General features: G+C 66.5%; 20 protein-coding genes and 1 pseudogene. 9 read left to right on the plus strand and 12 right to left on the minus strand.

The features are described 5' to 3' along the window. Window positions 1-270 precede the first annotated feature (270 nt). The 3 genes from BLS97_RS19190 to BLS97_RS19200 all read right to left on the minus strand — a co-directional run bounded on the left by BLS97_RS19190 (window position 271) and on the right by BLS97_RS19200 (window position 2,000). Window positions 271-705 carry a helix-turn-helix domain-containing protein gene (locus tag BLS97_RS19190; protein ID WP_231988201.1) on the minus strand — a complete coding sequence of 145 codons (435 nt, stop codon included), beginning with the start codon at window positions 703-705 and terminating at the stop codon, window positions 271-273. A gap of 230 nt (window positions 706-935) precedes the next feature. Beyond that, on the minus strand, window positions 936-1,403 hold the full coding sequence (locus tag BLS97_RS19195; RefSeq protein ID WP_157695543.1) for a hypothetical protein: 468 nt from the start codon (window positions 1,401-1,403) through the stop codon (window positions 936-938). A 222-nt stretch (window positions 1,404-1,625) separates the two neighbouring features. Continuing rightward, window positions 1,626-2,000 (minus strand): cupin domain-containing protein, encoded by a 375-nt coding sequence (locus BLS97_RS19200; protein ID WP_090479197.1) that lies wholly within the window; start codon window positions 1,998-2,000, stop codon window positions 1,626-1,628. Window positions 2,001-2,273: 273 nt separating this feature from the next. Here BLS97_RS19200 and BLS97_RS19210 point away from each other — a divergent pair, with 273 nt between their 5' ends. Continuing rightward, complete coding sequence (locus tag BLS97_RS19210; RefSeq protein WP_090479205.1) at window positions 2,274-2,942, plus strand: NADPH-dependent F420 reductase; 669 nt, start codon at window positions 2,274-2,276, stop codon at window positions 2,940-2,942. A 97-nt stretch (window positions 2,943-3,039) separates the two neighbouring features. Here BLS97_RS19210 and BLS97_RS24610 read toward each other — a convergent pair whose 3' ends face one another. The 5 genes and pseudogenes from BLS97_RS24610 to BLS97_RS19225 form a co-directional block, all read right to left on the minus strand. After that, window positions 3,040-3,879, minus strand: coding sequence for an Ig-like domain-containing protein (locus tag BLS97_RS24610; RefSeq protein ID WP_407938072.1), 840 nt, complete (start codon window positions 3,877-3,879; stop codon window positions 3,040-3,042). Next, window positions 3,862-7,044, minus strand: a pseudogene (locus BLS97_RS19215) (TIM-barrel domain-containing protein); the annotation flags it as partial. The gene BLS97_RS24610 and the pseudogene BLS97_RS19215, both read right to left, overlap by 18 nt. A 193-nt stretch (window positions 7,045-7,237) precedes the next feature. Then, window positions 7,238-8,446 carry an ROK family transcriptional regulator gene (locus BLS97_RS19220; protein ID WP_090479209.1) on the minus strand — a complete coding sequence of 403 codons (1,209 nt, stop codon included), beginning with the start codon at window positions 8,444-8,446 and terminating at the stop codon, window positions 7,238-7,240. Between the two features lie 241 nt (window positions 8,447-8,687). Continuing rightward, entirely contained in the window at window positions 8,688-8,810 is a 123-nt protein-coding gene (locus tag BLS97_RS24290; protein WP_269457460.1) for a hypothetical protein, read from the minus strand. A 296-nt stretch (window positions 8,811-9,106) separates the two neighbouring features. After that, window positions 9,107-10,018, minus strand: a complete 912-nt coding sequence (locus BLS97_RS19225; RefSeq protein WP_197676275.1) for an EamA family transporter — start codon at window positions 10,016-10,018, stop codon at window positions 9,107-9,109. Between the two features lie 83 nt (window positions 10,019-10,101). On the opposite strand from BLS97_RS19225, the gene BLS97_RS23045 reads away from it, so the two are divergent. Then, window positions 10,102-10,998: a LysR family transcriptional regulator gene (locus BLS97_RS23045; protein ID WP_172832308.1), complete on the plus strand. Its 897-nt coding sequence runs from the start codon at window positions 10,102-10,104 to the stop codon at window positions 10,996-10,998. A 548-nt stretch (window positions 10,999-11,546) separates the two neighbouring features. Here BLS97_RS23045 and BLS97_RS19240 read toward each other — a convergent pair. The 3 genes from BLS97_RS19240 to BLS97_RS19250 form a co-directional block, all read right to left on the minus strand. Further along, window positions 11,547-11,873 carry a hypothetical protein gene (locus tag BLS97_RS19240; RefSeq protein ID WP_157695546.1) on the minus strand — a complete coding sequence of 109 codons (327 nt, stop codon included), beginning with the start codon at window positions 11,871-11,873 and terminating at the stop codon, window positions 11,547-11,549. Window positions 11,874-12,137: 264 nt separating this feature from the next. Further along, window positions 12,138-12,476 carry an EthD domain-containing protein gene (locus tag BLS97_RS19245; RefSeq protein WP_090479215.1) on the minus strand — a complete coding sequence of 113 codons (339 nt, stop codon included), beginning with the start codon at window positions 12,474-12,476 and terminating at the stop codon, window positions 12,138-12,140. Window positions 12,477-12,576: 100 nt separating this feature from the next. Then, on the minus strand, window positions 12,577-13,641 hold the full coding sequence (locus BLS97_RS19250; RefSeq protein ID WP_090479219.1) for an IS630 family transposase: 1,065 nt from the start codon (window positions 13,639-13,641) through the stop codon (window positions 12,577-12,579). A 60-nt stretch (window positions 13,642-13,701) separates the two neighbouring features. Here BLS97_RS19250 and BLS97_RS19255 point away from each other — a divergent pair, with 60 nt between their 5' ends. The 6 genes from BLS97_RS19255 (at window position 13,702) to BLS97_RS19280 (ending at window position 17,647) form a co-directional block, all read left to right on the plus strand. After that, a complete protein-coding gene (locus tag BLS97_RS19255) occupies window positions 13,702-14,082 on the plus strand; it encodes a MerR family transcriptional regulator (RefSeq protein WP_090479224.1) in 381 nt (126 codons plus the stop codon). 609 nt (window positions 14,083-14,691) lie between these two features. After that, the gene (locus tag BLS97_RS19260) at window positions 14,692-15,294 is read left to right on the plus strand and encodes a SipW-dependent-type signal peptide-containing protein (protein WP_090479227.1); all 603 of its coding nucleotides are present in this window, start codon (window positions 14,692-14,694) and stop codon (window positions 15,292-15,294) included. 11 nt (window positions 15,295-15,305) lie between these two features. Beyond that, window positions 15,306-15,917: a SipW-dependent-type signal peptide-containing protein gene (locus BLS97_RS19265; RefSeq protein WP_090479230.1), complete on the plus strand. Its 612-nt coding sequence runs from the start codon at window positions 15,306-15,308 to the stop codon at window positions 15,915-15,917. 7 nt (window positions 15,918-15,924) lie between these two features. Continuing rightward, entirely contained in the window at window positions 15,925-16,500 is a 576-nt protein-coding gene (locus tag BLS97_RS19270; protein ID WP_090479232.1) for a signal peptidase I, read from the plus strand. After that, complete coding sequence (locus tag BLS97_RS19275; RefSeq protein WP_090479235.1) at window positions 16,497-17,135, plus strand: hypothetical protein; 639 nt, start codon at window positions 16,497-16,499, stop codon at window positions 17,133-17,135. Before BLS97_RS19270 ends, BLS97_RS19275 begins: the two co-directional genes overlap by 4 nt. Continuing rightward, the gene (locus BLS97_RS19280; RefSeq protein WP_157695547.1) at window positions 17,132-17,647 is read left to right on the plus strand and encodes a hypothetical protein; all 516 of its coding nucleotides are present in this window, start codon (window positions 17,132-17,134) and stop codon (window positions 17,645-17,647) included. The genes BLS97_RS19275 and BLS97_RS19280 overlap by 4 nt, the downstream gene beginning before the upstream one ends. Window positions 17,648-17,908: 261 nt before the next feature. Here BLS97_RS19280 and BLS97_RS19285 read toward each other — a convergent pair whose 3' ends face one another. Further along, on the minus strand, window positions 17,909-18,247 hold the full coding sequence (locus BLS97_RS19285; RefSeq protein ID WP_090479239.1) for a nuclear transport factor 2 family protein: 339 nt from the start codon (window positions 18,245-18,247) through the stop codon (window positions 17,909-17,911). A 47-nt stretch (window positions 18,248-18,294) separates the two neighbouring features. Here BLS97_RS19285 and BLS97_RS19290 point away from each other — a divergent pair, with 47 nt between their 5' ends. After that, window positions 18,295-19,113: a MerR family transcriptional regulator gene (locus BLS97_RS19290; protein WP_090479243.1), complete on the plus strand. Its 819-nt coding sequence runs from the start codon at window positions 18,295-18,297 to the stop codon at window positions 19,111-19,113. The last annotated feature ends 27 nt before the right edge of the window (window positions 19,114-19,140 follow it).

Below are 19,140 nucleotides of genomic sequence, written 5' to 3' on the forward strand. Positions count from 1 at the left end.
CGTGACCAGCGCAGAACGGACTCTCATCGGCGACTTTGACGGTGGGACGCGAGTCACTCGCGTGGTCAATGGGCCGCCTCTAACCTGAGGAACGTGTGACTGCCAGTGACAAACGTAGGTCGTGAGCGGCCCGGCAACGCATCGGATCACGTTAGCCAGGGCACAACGTCGACGTCGATCTGGACCGCCGAACAGCCGCCTACTGTGCCGTTGCACGGCACGGTCGAGGCCGACCGCCCGGATCAGGCCAACACCGCCCAACAGACCGCCTTACTCGGCGGGTGGAAGCCCCTCCATGGCCCGGATGTAGTCGGCCAGTTTCGCAAGTTGCTCCAGTCCTTGGGCCGATATACCGGACGCTCTCCAGGCGACGTTCTCGACGCCGGCTGCGCGCAGCGCGTTGACCGTGCGCTGCTCGTCGATCTGTCGCTGGGTTGCTTCCTCGCCGTCGTAGAAGTAGCCGACGGGAACGCCGAAAGCGGACGCGATCGCCCCGACCAGGTCGGCCGAGGGGTTTGTTCGCTTGCCGTGGCGCAGCTGACTGATGTAGCTCTGCACCACCGGCACGCCGATTTCGGTGACGGCCTCGGCCAGCGTGGTGTTGGTCCAGGGGTCACCCGTGGCTGTGCGGACGGTCGACGCGAACAGCGCGCTCAGCTTGCGAGCGAAGGTCTCAGGTAGGCGTGGGCCGGCAGTCCGCGCCATCACCTTCACTTCTCCGTCAGCTCTTATCGTCATGGCCCCTCTGAACGGCTACTCATTGTGACAATGTGGGGCGGGTGACGTGCTGCTCCGCTCCGGAACCGGTTGAACTCTTCGTAGAGCGCAGGATGTTCTCGCCAAGGTCTACCTTACGATCTGCCGGCCTGCTCCAACGATCGACACTGCACCTACCCGTCGGTAGGGCCGATGGCGGACAGTTCGAGCCCGTTACATCAGGGTCGGGGCTCCAGGCCCCAGCCCTGCTGGCCGTTCTCGTAGGTAGCCGGCATGGTCAAGGTGTCGACGAACGCGACGGCCAGGTCCTCGGCTTCCCTCTCATCCTCTTCGGAATAGCCGCAATAGGGGCCGTCGGCGCGATCGCGAGCGGTCAGACTCCACTCGTCCAGATCGGGCATCTGATGCTCCAGGAGCAGGTGCGCCAGACCGTGCGTAACGATCATCGAGCGGTCCCGGCCGAGATCCATCGGCGGTATGAAGACGTAGTCCGTTGTCTCGGTGCGTAGTGCGGTGCTGACCAGGTCCTGGGGCAGAGCCGCCTGAGCCATGACGATCGGGCGGCCGCGCAGCTCCACCAGCCGCTCGAGGCACACATAGGGATCCCAAGGTTCGGGGGCGATCCCGGTCAGCAACTCGAGAACGGCGGCGGGGGTTGGCCGGTTGTCCTTGGTATCGGTACTCATCACCACTCCAGTGTCACTCTCTCAAATGGATCTGTCAGCCACCCCCAGTATTCAACGGTGGTACGGCCGGGTGGCCGAGATCTTGGCGAGCCACTCGTTCGTGTCCTGCAGTCCGACATCGAAGATCTGGGCGGTCCGTTCTTCGCGCAACCCGTCTCCCCACAGCATGGCTGGAACATCCGAGATGACGGTCAGGCGATGTTCCCATCGGAGGCGACGACTTCAGTGCAGTTCACGCACGGATACGGTGCGCTCGTTCCTGGTGTCGCCGGTGTTGATGGTGCCCTTCGGTTCGAACATCACGATCGAGGTCTCGGCGTCGGCCTTCGGGCAGTGTTCAACGCCACGAGGGACGACGAACACGTCGTTGGGCCCGAGCACCACGTCGCGATCGCGCAGCTGGATGGTGAGCTCGCCGGCGACGACCAGAAACAGCTCGTCCGTATCGGGGTGGGTGTGCCAGACGAACTCGCCCTGCACCTTGGCGATCTTCACGTCGTAGTCGTTGACACTGGTCAGCCGTCGCGGCTGCCAGTGGTCGCGGATCGAGTCGAATGCGGTCAGGGTGTTGATCGGGCCGGTCGGCGCGGGAGTCATGACGTCAGTCTTGCCGATCGTCGACCCAACGGGCGAGTGCCAGGCAAAGCACAGGTCGCAAGAATCCACGCAACGGTGGCTGGTCGGGCTGTGCAGCGTTGCGTTCACCCTCGCCGAAGCCGGCGTGCTCAACGGTCGCCGGGGCGCGCGGGCGCGAGGCGCCAGGTTTCTGACCAGCCAGATACTGACGCGCGGGAATTCCCGGGACCTCGGCGGCGTCGGCACTAGATGACGGCGATGACCAGAGCGGTTCGCCCAGGATCGAGGAGCGACATGCAGATCGGAATCATCGGGGCCGGCCATATCGGCGGGACGTTGACCAGGCGGCTGACCGCCCTGGGACATGACGTGCGGGTGGCCAATTCACGCGATCCGCTCACGCTGGCCGAGCTGGCGGAAGAGACCGGCGCGACCGCGGTGTGGGCGTCGGAGGCGGCCATCGGTGCGGACCTGGTCATCATCAGCATTCCGCAGAAGAACGTCCCCGACCTGGCGGACACCGTCGTGCACGGCGCGAAGGAAGGTGCGCCGGTGATCGAGACGAACAACTACTACCCGAAGCAGCGTGACGGCCGGATCGAGAAGATCGAGGCCGGCACCCCGGAGAGCGTGTGGGTCTCGGAGTTCCTGGCGTGGCCGAAAGAGCTGGTGTTCAAGGTGTTCAACGGGATCTGGTGGAAGCACCTGCTGGAGAGCGGCAAGCCCGCGGGTTCCGACGGCCGTATCGCGCTGCCGATCGCGGGCGCCGACGGGCCGGCCAAGGCAGCAGTGTTCGACCTGATCGACAGCCTCGGCTTCGATCCGGTCGACGGCGGGCCCCTGGAAGAGTCGTGGCGCCAGCAGCCGGGCCAACCGGTGTACGGCAAGGACTACCCGATCGCGGCGGCCTTGACCGCGTTGGCCGAAGCGCGCCCGGAACGTCCGGTGGAGTTCCGGGCCTGACGCGAGCGCGGCTACCTGGAGTCCTGGCGCCGGCATCGATACCGCGGCCCGTCCACCTGAGTCGGTGGCCGGGCCGCGGATCTGATGGTGATTCGGATCAGGTGACGGTGATGATCACCTTCTTCGTCACCGCGAGGGTGACCCTGGACGGGGCAACGCTCACCGCCAGTGAGTACCTGCCCTTGCCCAGACGCGGCAGGGCCAGTTTCACCGTACCCGCCGTGAGGTGCCCGCGCGCGAGGGTCTTGCGGCCCACCTTGACCGTGACGATCGCCGTGCCGGCCGACACCCCGTTGGGCACACGCGCCCGGACGGTGATCACCGCCGGTGTCTTGGTGGTGATCGTGTGCGGCGAGATGGTCACGGCCACCGCCGGGGTCACTTTCGAGACGTCGATCCTGACGGTCCGGGTGACCTTTCCGCCGAACGGATCGGAGACCGTGTAGTTGAAGTGGTCAACCCCGGAGAAAGTGCGTGATGGGGCGTACCGCAGGCTGGCGCCGCTGCCCGTGACCGTGCCGTGGGCCGGCTTGGTGTGCGTGTAGGTCAACGGATCGCGGTCGGCGTCGGCGCCCTTGAGGGTGATCGAGACGGGCGTGGCCACCTTTGTCTTCTTGGTGATGGCGGAGGCCGTGGGCGCCCTGTTGACGACCTTGACCGTGATGGCTGCGGTGGCGGTCGCCCTCGACGTGTCGGTGACCGTCACGCGGAAGCTGTCCGTCCCGACGAACTTGCCCGTCGGGGTGTAGACGATGTTGGCCCCCGAGCCGGACACGGTTCCGTGAGCGGGACGGCTGTAGGAGTACGTCAGAGCGTCGCCGTCGGCATCGGTGGCCTTGACGGCAATGCGAATTGCCTTGCCCGCATGGGTGGTGACGGTCGTCGGGGCCACCTTCGGCGGGTTGTTGTGCGTCTTGTAGCTGATGGTGGTCGCCACGTTCGCCTTGCGCGGCGCGAGCGTCACGGTGACCGTGCGGGTCGCCGCGTCGTACTTCCAGGCGGTGGCCGCGAGCTTGATTCCGTTCACGGAAACCGACTTCGGGGCGTCCGCGTTGGTGAACTGTGCAGTCCACTGCCGATCGGTGACCTGTCCGGCGTAGGAACCCTTGGCCGCCGCGATGTTCAGGGTGCTGACCCCCGCCTTCTCGGTGTAGCTGATCGCAGTGGTGGCGGACTGTGTGGTGTCGGTCGTCGTGCCGTTGTCCTCGTAGAGGGAGTAGGCGCCGTTGGCGCCGCCGGCGACGGTGACCGTCACCTTGGTCAGCGCGTTCTGCACATCGTTGGCGACGTTGTCGGTGCGGGTGGTCATGATCCCGCCGGACTTGATGAACACCGGCATGGTGGACAGATCGGTGGTGACCGCGGCGGTCGTTCCACCGGCGTAGGTCTTTCCGGTGAAGTAGTCCGTCCACGTGCTGCCGGCCGGGAACCACACGTTGGTGGTCACCGAACCCGTGCCCGGCGTCGTCACCGGGGCGACGAGTACGTCCGGGCCGTAGAGGTACTCGCTGTCGTCGTTGGCGTAGGCCTCCTGCTGGTCGGGGTACTGCAGGTAGAGGTCCCGCACGATCGGCATGCCGGTCGTCGACGACTGCTGCGCCAGCGAATAGGTGTAGGGGACGAGCTTTTCCCGCAGGTTGAGGAACTTGTCGGCCGAGGATTCGGCCGCGGCCCCGTACTGCCAGGGCAACCGGTCGCTGTGGTTGGAGTGCAGACGGTCGATGGGCTGGAACGTACCCAGCTGCACCCACCGGGCGTACAGGTCGTCGGCCAGCTTGGTGCTGTTCGGTTCACTGCCGGTGGTCTGCGCGCCGCCGGTGTGCCCGCCTATGTCGTGGCTGATGGAAGCCATGCCGGTGGCCGAGGACTCACCCGGCGTATAGCCCACCTCGTAGGCCAGGGTGGACCAGTCGGAGATGGTGTCACCGGTGAAGTGCAGGGTGGTGCGCTTGTCGGCCCAGGGTCCGGTGGAACTGGTAGCGGAGTTGCCGTAACCGCCGGTCGCCAATGATCCATAGGCGCGGGAGAAGGCGAAGCCGCGGTCGACCGTCTTGGCCGTGTAGTCGGCGTACGCCTGATTGATCAGGGCGTCACCCGAGATGCCCGTCTGCGATGACGTTGTCGAGTCGCAGCACCAGTCGAGCCACCAGAGGTCGTTGCCGTCCGCCTGCATGGTGTTGTGCAGGTCCAGGTAGGCCTGCAGCTGGTCGGGATCACCGAAATCGAAGACGTAGCAGTTGGCGCCCCCGCCGGAGCACGAGCCGGGCTGCAGCTTCCCCTTCGCCGTGGCCTGTGCCTGGGCGAACTGCGGATCCGAGGCCAGGATGCTGGGGTGGATGTTGAGTGACGTGTGCAGACCCTGGGCGTGCGCCCAGGCGAAGTAGGCCGCCGGGTCCGGGAACTTGGATGTGTCGATCTCCCAACCGTTCCACTGGTTCGGGGACTTGAAGTCGGTGTCGGTGACCAGAACGTCCAGCGGGACACCCTCGGAGCGGAACTTCGGCAGGATGGTGTTCTGGTAGTCAGCCGCGGTGCGGTCGTAGTACTCGGAGTACCAGACGCCATAGGCCCAACGCGGCAACAGTTTCGGCGGTCCGGTCAGGGTCGCGAGATCCTGCAGGCCCTGGGCGTAATCCTTGCCGTAGCCGAAGACGTAGCCGTCCTGATACGGCGTACCCCCGTGGGTCGGGCGCGGTGTCAGCGCTCGCGTGGAGGTGTTGAAGATGCCCGACGCGGTGTCGTCGATCAGCGACCAGCCGTCCTGGTAGAGCAGGCCCGGGTTGGTGAGTGCGCCCCCGTCCACGCCGTCCAGGCTCCGGCGATACCCGCCGAGCGGTGCGTGCGGGTCGAGCAGGGCAGAGCTGGTGGTGGTGAAAGCGGCAGTGTCCAGGTTGACGTTGCAACCGTCGGCGTCGGGACATCCGAGAGTCACGACGTTGTCACCCGCGATCAGGTCAACCGGGATGGCGACGGTGCGCCAGGCGTCCCAGCTGCTCGTCGGGGCCAGCGTGGCCGTGGTCGCGGCGGCCGAGCCGACGGTGATCGAGATGCGGCGCGACTTGATGCCCTTGGCCCCGGCCACGTTGTTCGCGTAGCGCAGCTGCAGTTGGTAGTGACCGGCTGGCGGGACTCCGGTTACGGTCAGCATGTCGGTGGCCGTGGTGGTCTCCATGCCGGCCACGAATCCGGTGCCGGAATAGTTGTTGTGGTCGAAGGCAAGCTTCGCGCCACCGGCGAGCGTGCCCGAGTCCAACTCGCAGATCGAGCCGAAATCGCAGGGTGCGGCGACCGGTGCGGCCACTCCCGGATAGGGGTCACCGGTGGTGACCGCGGCTACGCTGTCGAAGTTCACGTTGCCCGAGTCGGTGGCCGTGTGCGTGAAGGTGATGGTGTGGGCACCGGCGCTCAGGGTCAGCGTCGTCTTCGCGACGTTCCAGCTGTCCCAATTGGCCGTGGTCGGCAGACTCAACGTGCTGGCCGCTCCCCCGTCGGCGGAGACGCTCAACGTGCGCGTGACGTTCTTTCCGTCCCCACCTGTGCTGTTGGCGTACCGGGCATCGACGTCGTACTCACCAGCCGCGGGCACGTTGACCGTGAAGGACAACGAGTCGCCGACGTTGGCGAACCCACCGACGAATCCGTGCCCGGTGTATCCACTGTGGTCGGTGGCCAGGGTCAGGCCGTTGAGGGCGAGATCCTCTGCCTCGCACAGGGTGCCGAAGGCGCAGGTCGGAGCGGTGATGGAGGCCCATGGCGCCGCGGTCACGGCCTGGGTGCCGTTGGCCTCGGTGAGACGCAGGTTGTCCGCGGTGAACGGTCCTGAGTCGACCTTGTAGGCCAGCGTGACGGCGGAGGTCTTGATGGTCAGCCAGCCGTCCACCGTGCTGACCACGGGTGTGGTCGCCGTGAAAGAGTCGCGGCCGATCGCATTGAAAGTGGCATCGTCGACGAATTTGGTGTCGCCGGCGTACTCGGTCCGGATGAGCGTCGGAGAGAGCACCTCGAATCGCGCGCTACCGGAGACGATGGCGCCGGTCGCCGCGGTGGTGACGGCGGCGGCGGGGGCGGCTGACGCCTGCGCCGCTTGGGCCGGAATGGCCATGACCGCCCCGGCGAGCACAGACACACCGACGGCGACCGTCAGTCTCTGCGATCGCAGTCGTCGGAAGACTCCTGAAGAACGTTTCAACGCATGAACTCCTTTGTTCGATGACGGGTCACCCGGACCGAGCGGGCCGAGTTGGTGGGAGACATTCGCTACCGGCGGCCAGGCTCCAGCCGGGAGTGCCGACCGGTCACAGACGCACCTGCGACGTTCCGGATCGGTTGCTGGACAACGTCTGAGAGCGGTCGACGAACCGGGATGACTCGGTCAGGACCACGGCCAGCGCGCCGACCAGGGAGGCTCGGCCACCCAGTTCGGAGACGCAGACCTTGATCGGACGACCGAATGGGATGGTGGTCAGTTCGGCACGGATCGGGTCGGCCAGCAGCGCGCCGAGCGCGGCCAGTTCGCCGCCCAGCACGATGGTCGTCGGGTTGATCACCAGAGCGACGTTGGCCAGAGCTCGGCCCATCGCCTTGGCCCCATCGGAGATGACGCGCAGCACCTCCTGGTGGCCCGCCCGCGCCTGCTCGACCAGGTGGGCGATCGAATTGACACCGAGGGTGGTGCGGCCGAGTCGGCGCAGCATCCCGTCGCCGCCGGCGTACAGCTCCAGGCAGCCCCGCCGGCCACACCAGCACCGTTCGCCGTCGGGTTCGGCCGTCACGTGACCGAGTTCCCCGGCATAGCCGTCCCGTCCGCGATGCACCTGGGAACCGAAGGCAACGCCGAGTCCGACGCGGCTCGCAACCTTGACGTAGAGCAGATCGCCGTCGTCCGAGTGTCCCCGGGAGACCGCTTCGGCCAGCGCTCCGAGGTTGGCGTCGTTCTCCATCACCACGGGGATGTTCCATTGCTGCGCAACACGTCCGGCCAGTTCGGATCCGTTCCAGCCGGGCAGCACCCCGGGTACCAGGAGCCGTTCGCTGTCGGTCGCCACGGGTGCGGCGATGCTGATTGCGGCACCGATCAGCTGCTCGGGTTCGACCGCGGCCTGGCTCAGGGTCTCCTCGATGCTGCGAACGACGATCTCGATGCCCTTGGCGGCCCCGTGGCCGCGAGGCAGAGTGGTCCACCGCTCGGTCAGCACGGTTCGCGACAAGTCACCGACGGCGACCGCCACATGACGAACCCCGACGTCGACCGCGATGGCCACCCCGGCCGATCGGTTCAGGGCGACGGTGGCGGTCGGACGGCCTTGACGGTGTTCGGACCGGCTGCGGCGTTCCGACACCAGGCCTCGTTGGGCGAGATCGCCGACCAGGCTGGAAATGGTGGCGCGCGACAACCCCGTCTGTTCCGCCAGTTCGGCACGGGTGGCCGATCCGGCATGCCGCAGCACGTCGACGACCCGTACCCGATTCGCCGCACGGATCGCACCGCTCGTCGGCTGAACCATCCTCTTCACGACGCCCCTTCTCGGTACTTCAGTTGACGACCCCAGGTTGATCGAGGCCTTCGGATTATGTCAACACCTCGACAGAAGTCCCGAGTTTTAACAACGCGAAGCAACCGGACTTGGCCGTTCCCCTATCCGCCATAGGCGTCCAGACTTCGACGGTCTCAGACCTGGCGCAAGTGTTCTTCAGTGACCGTGCAAAGAGGATTGCCAGCTCAGGATCCGTGGGCTGGAGTGCCACTCATTGCTGCTCAACTTCGAGGGTGAGGCCGGTGGTCGCGTCCACGAAGTACCGGCTGCCCATGGGCCGTTTGGGCAGCAACGGCGCGGAGTGGTCCTTCCCGACTGCGGCCCAGACCCTCATTCGGGGACGATCTCGGCGCGCAATTCTTGCCCACGTGGATATACACCGGCGTATCCGTCTCGATGAAACGTGCTAAGTAGATCGATCCACACCTTTCCATCGGTGACGCCGATGAGGCCGTCCAGTGGAACTTCAGTGTGTTGCCGACGGCGACCCGTAGCTGCCGTTGACCGTCGCAGCGAACTTCGCGCCGCACGGTGTGAGGACACCCTCGCCCAGCGGCGGCTGTCCGGCATCGGACGCAGCTGGATTCTGGCTGGTGGCCTAGAGGCGCCCCGGCCCTGCGGGCGTCCGGTTCAGCGCTGACCGGAAGCGGCCGGCCGGATCGATCCGACATCGCTTCGACTGGAACGACTCAAGGCCGTCCCGTCGTCGGGCACCGGAGCCGGAGCGGAGCGCTGCGCGCCGATCCCGGCGACGACGACGGCCGCCACACCGACCAACTGCAGCAGATCCGGGCGCTGCGTGAGGATCACCAGTCCGAGCACGGTGGCGATCGCCGGTTCCAGGGCCATCAAGGTGCCGAAGGCCGCCACCCGCATCCGGCGCAGCGCCAGCATCTCGAATGCGAAGGGCAACAACGGCACCAGGATCGCCACGCCGATGCCCTGGAGCGCGATCGGCACGGTGAGCCCGCTGATCGCGGCCATCAGTCCACATGGGGCGAGCGTGACGGCCGCCGTACCGAGAGAGATGGCCAGCCCCTGCATGCCCGGCAGCTGCGAGCCGACCCGCTGGGTGAGCAGGATGTAGCCGCCCCAACTGATTCCGGAAGCGACCGCGAATCCACAGCCGACCAGATCGAGATGACCGACCCAGGGTTGGGTCAGGCCGAGTACGCCGCCCAGCGCCAGCGCCGGCCAGAGCAGCGCCGACTGGCGGTGGCATCGAAGCGCGGCCACGCTCAGTGGCCCAAGGAACTCGATGGCCACCGCCGTGCCGAGCGGGATACGGGCGATCGCCTCGATGAACATCAACATCAGCAGGCCGGTCACCACGCCCAGGCCGAGGGTGTTCCGCAGCAGCAGCCACGGCAGTCGAAACAGCGGCGGCCGGGCGAGTACCAGCAGGACGGCCCCGGCGACCGTCAGCCGCAGCCATGCGGTGCCGGCCGGAGTCAGCGCCTGAAACAGCTGCGTGCTCAAGGCCGAGCCGAGTTGGACGGACAACATGGCCGATATGGCCAATGCGGGGGCGGGGATCTTCACGGCCTGAGTCAATCGTTCCACAGCATTCGCGTCCAGCGGAGGTTCATCAACAGACCGTCCGCAAGAAGTGGATAATTGGCCGCGTGGACCTCGACAAGCTTCGCGCCCTGGTGGAGTTGTCCCGTCGGGGCACGATGGGCGCGGTCGCCGCCGCTACCGGATACGGCACGTCCGCAGTCAGTCAGCAGCTCGCGGCTCTGGAACGCCAGGTCGGCGTCCCGCTGCTGGAGGCTTCCGGTCGGCGGGTGCGGCTGACACCCGCAGGCCGTCGGCTGGCCGACCACGGCGTGGGCATCCTGTCCGCTGTGACCGCGGCCGAACTGGACGTGGCCGCGCGCAGCGAGCCGCACGGCCTGGTGCGGGTCGCCGGGCACACGATGGCACTGCAGCAGCATGTGATCCCGGCGGTCCCTGGGCTGCTCGAAGCCTATCCGGACGTGCAGCTGGAGCTGCAGGAACGGGAACCGCCCGAGGTCATCGGGCTGCTCGACGACGACCAGATCGATCTCGGGTTCGTCTACGAGTACTCCCTCGTCCCCCGGGTCTGGCGGCACCCGCACACCTTCATCCACAGCAGTCCGATGGTGCTCGCCGTGCCCAACGACGCCGACGTGCCCGACCGGATCAGGACGGCAGCCGATCTGGCCGGGTTTCGTGGGACCGGCTGGATCGCGAACTCCCGCGACACCGCCGACGACGAGCTGACCCAGCGGTTGTGCGCCCTGGGCGGCTGGACCCCCGTCATCCGGCACCGCGCCGACAGTCTCGACCTGGTCGTGGATCTCGTCCTGGCCGGGCAGGGCGTGAGCGTGATGGTGGCCGACGCGCCGGCCGCCCGGCGGGTCCGAACGGTGCCGCTAGATCTTGGGTCGGTCGAACGCCGGATGTGGAGCGTCGTGCGCGCCGGGGCGCTGACCTGGCCGGCCACGGCGGCCGTGGTCGACCACATCCTGGCCGTACTCACCCCTCCCGCGCCGTGACAAGCGAGCCGAAGCTTCGGCGGGCCCCTGAGATCGTGACCCGTGGTCGACGCGTCACCGGACACTCCCCCGGGCACTCGTACTGCCGAAGGCTTGACGTCGACAAGGGACGGGCGCACCCTGTTCCCGGGGTGCTCAATCTGCCTAGGACCGTAGGGGCGGGGATTCGGTATGCATCGGTTCGATATGCATCGGTTCGGCGGGCAGCAGATCGGCCGCACAGCTGCACTTATCGTCGCCATCTGCCTTCTTGGTGGAGCCGAGCCGACGATAGCCGGAGCGACTTCCACCTCCTCGCCGCCCACGTCACGTCCCTCGGAGCCGGCCTACGCAGGGAGCACCCAACACGACGCGGCGTCCGAACACTGCAACGAGCCACTCGCCGATCGGGTGGGTGGCTGGACCTGCTTCGGTGCGAGTATCACAGATACCCCACGATCCTTGCCCGGTCACTGAATCCGGCCCCTGACAAGCAGCGCCGGAGAAGCCGGCGGCTGAGTCCAAGTGACGGCGGCGGAACCAAGTCGTTCGCTGCCGTAACCCCGACGTCAGTTGCCCTGGTGAGTGGTTGTCGGGGGGTCCGCCTCCGCGTTGGCGTTGTTGGTGGCTGCGGCGATCGCCGCGGCCCGAGCCCGTCCTGCGGCCAACCCTTTCTCGCCGAAGGCGGCCTTGTACTGCTCCCGAGACATGAACCTGAAGGACTTGGCTTCGTCGAGCGTGGGGATGTGTACCGTCGCTCCAGTCTGGTCAGCCGTGCTGGATGGCGTCGATTCCGGCTCGGGTGCGGCACCGGACGCCGATGACGTGGTCGCCAGGAGCGCCCCCAGGACTACCGTCCCCATGGTCAGGCTGAGTTTCCATGACGATCGGACCACCTGAAATCCCTCCCCCGGTCGTGCGCGCCCGACGCGGCGCGTCAGTGCCAGCTTACTGAATCCAGTCAGCCGTAACCACAACGGGTCTGGCCTTGCGAGTGGGGCGTACCGGAAGAGCGGCTTCGACGAGGGGCCAGCTCGGCGCGCGCAATTCGCGTAACGGTGGCACGCAAGAATCCACCGTACAGACGAAGTTGTGCCGCTCGTCAGGCGACTCCAGCCGACCGGTCGCCCTCAACAGCCACCCACCGGGCCCATTCGGAGTTAGGAAATGATGACCTTCTCCTCGGTGACCATCACAGCGACCGAGTCGTGGTCGACGAACGTGCGCTCGTCCGGCTGCACCAACTCCTTGTAGTTGGCGGACGAGAAGAAGTTGTTGATGTCTTCCCAACTGTCGAACCAGATCTCGGTCATCCCGTCGAAAGCGGGGACGGGATAGCCCGGGGCAGGAACGGGGTGTGACACCGCGTACTTCCGGACATACTGCCTAGCCTCCGGAATCGACGTGAACAATGGGGCGTGGCGCTGTCGGTGATAATCGACAAATTCGTCGTAACTGATGCCGTCGATCCGATTGATCATGTAGGCGAACTTGATCACTTCTTCGTCACGTCCTCTTGGCCGCTGGATGCGGCGTGGTGCGGTCTACGCTAGGTGTTGTCATGGATGTCAGAGGCAAGCGGTTGTGGCCCAGAACGCACTAGTGGTCTGTGATTGAAGTTGTTTTGCGGATGGCTTTGGTGAGGATCTGGTCGGCTGTTTTGGTCCAGACGAACGGGTGGGCGCGGTCGTTCCAGCCGTTGATGAAGCCGCGGATCTTGCCGGTGAGTTGGCTGACGGAGGTGAAGGTGCCGCGGTGGATGGCTTGTCGTTCGATGATGCCGAACCACACTTCGACCAGGTTCATCCAGGATGCGGAGGTGGGGGTGAAGTGGACGTGGATGCGGGGGTTGTCAGCCAGCCAGTCGCGGATTTCGATGCGTTTGTGGGTGGCGTAGTTGTCCATGACCAGGTGCAGGTCGGTGTCGGGGTAGGCCTTGGCGACTTGTTTGAGGAACCGCAGGAACTCCTGGTGGCGGTGTCGGGGTTGGCATATTCCGGTGACGGTGCCGGTGGCGATGTCCAGCGCTGCGAACAGGGTGGTGGTGCCGTGGCGGACGTAGTCGTGGGTGCGTTTGGCCGGCACGAAAGGTCGCATCGGCAGCATCGGCGCGGTCCGGTCCAGCGCCTGGATCTGCGATTTTTCGTCGACGCAGAGCACCACCGCGTTTTCTGGTGGGGCCAGGTAGAGCCCGACGACGTCGGTGACCTTGGCGATCAGTTCCGGGTCGGTGGAGAATTTGAACGTCTCGGACCGCCACGGCTGAACACCGGCCTCGCGCCAGGCCTTGGCGACGGTGCTGTTGCTGGTCTTCAGATGCTGGGCCAGCAGTCGGGAGGACCAGTGGGTCACCCCGAGCCGCTGCGGCGGCGGCCTCAACGTGGTGGCGATGATCTTCAGCCGGTCCACCTGGCGGGGCCGGCCGGAACGTTGCTCGTCGAACAGACCGTCGATCCCGTCCTTGGCATACCGCGCCCGCCACCCGGTCACCGTCGGACGGGAAACCCCGACCCGCTCGGCGATCTCGGTGTTGGACACGCCGTCAGCGGCCAACAGCACGATCCTGGCCCGCTGCGCCAGACCGGCCCGCACCGACGAGGACCGCACCCAGCTCTCCAACTGCTTCCGCTCGCCATCCCGCAACACCAGTGCCGGTATCCGCATGACCAATTGTCCCAAAAACAACCGCCAAACTACTTACGCTACACCGCACTAGGGGCTTGGATGAGGATCGGTGAGTTGTCCGCCCGGACCGGGGTGAGCCAGCGCTCGCTGCGCTACTACGAGCAACAGGGTCTGCTGAGCAGCAGGCGGGCCGCCAGCGGACAGCGCCACTTCGAGGATGCGCACGTCATCCGGGTGCATCTCATCCAGGAGTTCCTGGCAGCGGGCTTGTGCACCCGCACGATCGCCGGCATGGTTCCGTGTCTGGTGACCCCGAGCGTCAACGAGGCTCACCGCTCACTGGCGATCATGACCCGGGAGCAGGCCCGCATCGCCTCAGCCATCGGCGCCCTCACCGCTGCGCTTCGCGCGCTCGATCACATGATCGACGTCAATCGGGCCTACTTGGTCGGGCACGAAGGCCAACCACGTCGGCCGTGACGGCGGCATTTCTCATCTCCGAGGACACCCGGGCCACGCAAGCGGAACCATCACCGTCACGCCGAACCGCCAATTCCATCGACACCACCGCCGACGTAGCACCAACGGGCTGCACGCCGACCGTCCCCGACAGGTAGGCGCGGAGCCCCGCGCCCCGGTCGGGCGCGGTCAGAGCGGCCGGATCGTCAGGCGTGGCGGACCCGTTCGAAGAGCGGTCATGCATTCTGCAAGGCGGTCGTGTCGAGCACGAACGATAGCGCACGTCATTCCGCGCCAGCCGATCCAGAGCCAAAGGAGCAACTCGATAGGGTGCAATTGGCGTATCTATAGGTGCCGACAACCTATAGGCATCAATGCTGCTGACCGAACAGCGCCCACTACCCTGAGTGTGCATGGCGTGTGGCGCCCACTCCTCCGGGTGACCGCTCGTTGGTCGTTGAATCAAGAGGGAACGATTGGTCGCACAGGCTGTCACATTCTCGTGATCGATTGAGCCCAGGATCATCCGCGACCTTTGGACATACCTCCGACATGGTGCGACCATGATCGCCCGGGTCAGCTGGAACCGTCGGATCTGAGAATGCCCGGCCACCAACTTTGGAGCAGCCAATGGCCGCCATCACGTCCCATCGCTCACGGCGACTTCGTGCGCTCCTGGCCGGAGGGTTGGTACTCGGACTCGGTGCCATCGTGACGCTCGCGGCCTGGAACGACTCCGAGTTCGCCACTGGCACCTTCGCTGCCGGGTCATTCAATCTCCAGGGCAGTTCCACCGACGGCGTCTCCTTCGCCGATCACGCGAGTGCCCCCGGGGCGGCGTTGGGTTTTGTGGTCAATCCGGCCAATCTTGCTCCGGCCGATTCGACTTACGCACCGTTTGCCGTCCGGCTGGCCGGCAATACCAGCAGCCCGGCGGTGGTCACGGTCACCGCCGGCGGAAGCGGCGGCTCACTGACCGGACTTACCTATCGTCTCATCGAGTCCGCGACCTGGGGTTGCTCGGCCGCGACCACGGGCACCGATCTCGTGCCGGCCGCGACCGTTCTGGGCACCGTCCCAGGATCCGTGACATTCGGGCTGACCACCGGAAGCCCGGTCTCCGCGCCCGGCGCACCCGTGTTCCTCTGTTTCGTCGTGACGGCCGATTCGGGACTGGTTCAGGGACAGACAGGCACAGCGACCTGGGAGTTCACCGCGGTTTCCCAGCCGTAGGTCGTGGCGAAATGGCACAGCATCTCCGCATCGCCCGAGGGCACCGCTGGCGACTGATCCGCGCGCTGCTGGCCGGCGGCCTCGTGCTCGGCATCGGCACCGCGACGACCCTCGCTTCATGGACGGACAACGAGTACGTCAGTGGCGCTTTCACGACCAGCTCGTTCGACATCCAATCGTCGCTGGACGGCAGTGTCTGGGCGGACCATGGGACCTCCGGCGCCGCCGCCTCCATGACCTTCAACGGCAGCGGGATGTCCCCCACGGCGGTTCGCTACGCCCCGCTGTACGTCAGGACGAAACCCGGATCGGTCAGCGGAACCCTTGCGCTTCAGGGCGGCACATCCAACAACACCGCCCTGGCGGCCGGACTCCAGTACCGGGTTGTCACGTTCACCGGGACGTGCGCGGCCGCATCGTTCACCGGCACGCCGACCTTTGTCGTCGGGTCCTCGAGCGCATCGGCCACCATCGGTACCGCGGGGTCGACAACGCCGGTCACCGCGAACGGTGCGTCGAATTCGCAGTTGTGCTTCGAGGTCTCCATGCTGGCCAGCGCCGACAACACGCTGCAGGGACAAGCCATCACGATCATCTGGCAACTCATTGCCACTTCGAGCTGATTCGACCGTGACCACACTCGAGGTCGAGGACGTCGGTCCCCACGCCGATCCGCCACGACGACGGAGTCGGGTCGGCTCTGTCGTCCGCAACACCCTGCTGAACCTCGCCGCGGGTGGCGGCGTGTTGTGCATCGTGCTGGTCATACTCGCGGCAACATTCCACATCAGCCTCATTCTGTTCAAGACGGGATCGATGTCCCCGGCCATTCCGGCCGGATCGGTGGCGTTGGTCAGGCAGATTCCAGCGGCCCAGGTCGAGATCGGCGATGTCGTCACCGTGGACCGCCCGGGGAGGCTTCCCATCACCCACCGGGTCATCGCCATCAAACCGGCGACCGATGGTCAGGTCTGGCTGACCTTGCGCGGTGATGCAAACCCGGCACCGGATGCGGCGCCATACCTCGTTTCCACGGTCCGCCGGGTGCTGACATCCGCTGCCGGTTTGGCGCCGGTCATCGTTGCGGTCTCCGAACGCTGGGTGATGGTGGCCGTCACACTGACGATCAGCGCTCTCGTCACCTGGGCCTTCTGGCCGCGCGACGGGTCAGGTCGCGCCCGACGCGCCAAGCATCGGGCGTCATGACGATCCTGCCGGTGGCCCTGGTGGCCCTCGCTCTGTTCGGGTCATTCGCCGGGCCGCAGACGCCGCCCGTCGATCCTGGGTTGGACGTCTCCGACCGGATGCCGGGAGTCGTCCATGTGCTCGGTCCGGGCCAGACCGCGCAGTGGCCGATCGGCGTGACGACCAGCGCCGTCAGGCTCGAGTCGTTGTCCGTGAGGGTGACAACACCGAGCGGTCAGGACTCACGACTGAACGGATCCCTGTCGTTCTCCGTTCGGGGCTGTACATCACGCTGGCTGGGCGCCAACTGTCCGGCGATCGCCATCGATGTCGCTCCGACGATGACTGCGGTCGCCTGGCACAACCACCAGGCTGAGATCCAGCTTCCGGACGGAACGGTTCCACGGGACGTCGAACTTCTGCTGGCGGTCAGCCTGGCCGCGGATGCGACCAACGCGGTGCGCGGCGAGCGCGGCCAGGTGGTCATCGAGGTCAGCGCCCTTGGCGAACCGGTCGACGGGCACGTCGGTCCGGGCAACTGGCTGCCGTCCACCGGCCTTGCTCTGTATCCACCAGTTCTGGTCGCCTGCGCGGCCATTGCGGCCGGCTTGGCGTTGGCCGCGATGGGCAAGCGGTGGGCGGAGTCCCGACGATGAGGTTTCACCGTCGTCGAATCGCCATTGCCGGTGCGGGCCTGACGTTGCTGCTGACGAGCCTGCCCTCGGCCACGTCAGCGACGTCGGCGAGTTGGAACGACAACGAGTTCGGCGCCGGCGCCTTCAGCGCCAAGACCATTCCTCCACCGACGATCTCGGCCTGTGTGCTGCAGTCGGGGTTGCTGGGTGCGAACCCCGTTGTCACCATCACCTGGCAGCTTCCGATCGGCGCGGGTTACTCCCTCACCAACATTCACTACTACACGAATGGCGGGTCGGGACTCACCGAGATCCTGGCCGGGAACCCCGGTTTGACGACCACCGGCCCGTCCGGCGGCAACTACACGACGGCCTTCTCGTCCGGCCTGCTCAGCGGCCTGCTCGGCAGCTCGTACATCATCGGTCTGAGGTCCGCCGAGAACGGATGGTCGTCCACCCTCTCGTCATGGACGGCCGCCATGGGCCTGCTGGGTGCGAACCCCACCTGTACGGCCAACCCACAGACACCGTGACGGTGCGCGGCCGCCGTGTACCGCCGGATGGACCAGTTCGGCCGGCCGATTCTCGCACCCGCTCTGATGGGCCGCGCCACGGCGTGACGGCCGGTCACGCCTCGGATGCGACGAAATCTGCTGCGCGTGCGCGTGTCTCGTGAGACCGAACATCGTGCAGCCATGAACGCGCCGGTCGTTGCGCAAATGCGGGTCAGCGCTCCGTCGGCCTGACCTTCGTGCGCGGGCCGGGAAACCGATGGGCACCGGGCTCGGCGACGCTCAAGAAGTCTCCGGCAACCGGATGCTCAGTGACGCGATGTGCCCGCTGTCGTCGAAGTGGAATCGGTAGGCCAGGACAACCGGGCTCCCGGGGAAGTCGCCGCTGATCCGGGCGTGTGCGATCTGGCCGTTGCCGGTGCCGTCGACCGAGGTGTCGAGCACCTCGGAGCGGACCGACGGGGTGCCGCTCCGCCACGTGCGGATGGCGTCCACGCCACGATGCTGATGTGCCTCGTCCTCGACGACAGCGTCTTCGGCGAACAAGGCCAGGTAGGTGTCCAGGTCGGGTCCGGAGGCGCGGGTGAAGTAGGTGGCGATCTGGTCTACGTGCGGTGTCATGATGTCGATGCTGATGTCTCCCCCGGGGGAGGGCCAACACTGGTGTCGTGCAGACGAGATTGACGATCGGGCAGTTCTCATCGATGACCCACCTTTCGGTCAAGACCCTGCGGCGCTACCACGACGGAGGTCTGCTGGCACCGGCCGAGGTGGACGAGTGGACCGGTTACCGCTACTACGACCCGGACCAGATCGCCACCGCCCAGACGATCCGCCGGTTGCGCGACCTGGACATGCCGCTCGGCGAGATCGCGGACCTGGTCGGCACAGCGGACGAACGGCACCGACAAGATCTGCTTGCCGGCCATCTGCGCCGCCTCGAGGAACGACTCTCGCAGACGCAGAACTCGGTTGCTGCGCTGCGCCGCCTGCTCGCACCCCAGCCCGCCGAGCTGAGGGTTGACCGCCGACTCGTCCCGGCTACGCCCGTCCTGGCCATCAGTGCCGTGCTCGATCAGGCTGACCTGCTGGTCTGGTACGCCCGGGCCATGGCCGAACTGGACCAACTGCTGGCCGCAGCGGGCCGCGTCGCCGAAGGACCGCCGGGCAGCCTGGTCGACAACGCGATCTTCACCGACGAGCACGGCGAGCTGACCGTCTTCCTACCCATTGGCGACCCGCCAACCGCCGGACGGGCACGAGCGATGACTCTGCCGGCCACCGATCTGGCCGTGACCATTCACCACGGAGACCACGACGACATCGACGTCACCTACGGGCGACTCGCCCACTGGGCACTCGACCACGATCTCCAGCCATCCGGGCAGGTACGGGAGACCTACCTCGTCGGTCCTCGCGACACCCCACGACCCGAGGAATGGCGCACCGAGATCGGCTGGCCGGTGGCCGCGTTCGAAGGCGAGTGACCATCTCCTCCGTGGCTCTCCCCCGCA

Origin of the sequence: Nakamurella panacisegetis, assembly GCF_900104535.1 — a bacterium.
GTDB lineage: Bacteria > Actinomycetota > Actinomycetes > Mycobacteriales > Nakamurellaceae > Nakamurella > Nakamurella panacisegetis.